A 1,370-nucleotide genomic window follows, 5' to 3' on the forward strand; every position below is an offset into this window, starting at 1 on the left:
GTCGACCCGCTCGGCGTGGTCCGCCGCGGCGGGCCGGGCCGGCGCCGGATCGGGTGGCGGCTGATGCTGCCGCTGGCCGGACTGGCGATGACGGTGTTCGCGCTCGTGCTGCCGTCGCAGTACAACCCGAGCCGGATGGCGCGCACCGGTGTTTTCAACTCCGTGCAGGACACCCGCGGTTCGCTGCTGGTCGCGTTCGGCGTGATGCTGATGCTGATCGGCGTCTGCGCGCTGCTCCCCTGGCTGGTCGAGGCCGTCACCCGGCGCGCGGGCGGCGGCGGAGTGTCCTGGCAGCTGGCGATCCGCCGCCTGCAGTTCGGCTCCGGGCCCGCGTCGGCCGCCGTCAGCGGCGTCGTCGTGGCCATCGCCGGGGCGATCGCGCTGCAGACGCTCTTCCTCGGCGTCAGCGCGGGCTACGAGGCGCTCCCCCGCCACCGCCCGGAGACCGGCCCGTACCAGCAGTCGGTGACCTTCCCCGGCGGCGCGCCCCGGGCCGACGGACTCGCGCAGCGGCTCGTCGGCACGCCCGGGGTCGCGGCGACCGCCGCCTACACCGAGTTCTCCCTGGAGAGCCCGACCGGCAAGCCGTGGGAGATGCCCTCGGTACGGATCGCCGGCTGCGCCGTGCTCCGCGGGTTCGTGACGCTGCCCACCTGCAAGGACGGCGACGCGTTCGTCCTCAAGGGGCCGGAATCGCGGCCGAGCGCCGGTGCGGAGCCCGGGACGACCGTCCACGCCGCCTTCTTCCGCGGCGAGGGCGAACCGGCGGCCTGGCAACTGCCCGCCGCCACGCCCGTCCCGGGCATCGTCGGCGGCGACCCCAACGGGCGACTGGGCAGCGGCATGCTCCTGCTCACACCCGGCGCCGTGCCCGCCGCCGCGCTGCGCGGCCAACCGGCGACCGTCCTGGTGTCGATGCGGCCCGGACTGCCGGACGCCAAGGAGCAGTTGACCAGCAACGTCATGGCGATCGACCCGCAGGCCCGCACCGAGTTCCCGCTCGACCGCACGATCGACCCGACCTACCGGGCCGTCAAGCGCCTGCTCACGGCGGGCTCCGCGGTGACGGTGCTGCTGGTCGCGCTCAGCCTGCTGGTCGGCCAGCTGGAGCGCTTCCGCGAGCAGCGCCGCGTCCTCGGCGTGCTGCACGCCGTCGGCACCCGGCGCAGGATCCTCGGCCTGTCGGTGCTGTGGCAGACGCTCGTCCCGATGGCCCTCGGGGTGCTGCTGGCGACGGCGGGCGGCCTGGGCATGGGCGCCGTGCTGCAGTACACCGCCGGGCTCGACTTCGCCGTCGACTGGGGCGCGATGCTGTCCATGGCCGCGATCGCCGCCGGCGCCGTCCTCCTCACGACGGCCCTCGGGCTGCC

General features: G+C 75.4%; 1 protein-coding gene. It reads left to right on the forward strand.

The annotated features are described in order from the left end of the window. The coding region (locus AB0O00_RS39640) for an FtsX-like permease family protein (protein ID WP_363659521.1) at positions 1-1,370 on the forward strand (1,370 nt) is incomplete at both ends.

This window comes from Kitasatospora sp. NPDC093558, from assembly GCF_040683475.1.
GTDB lineage: Bacteria > Actinomycetota > Actinomycetes > Streptomycetales > Streptomycetaceae > Kitasatospora.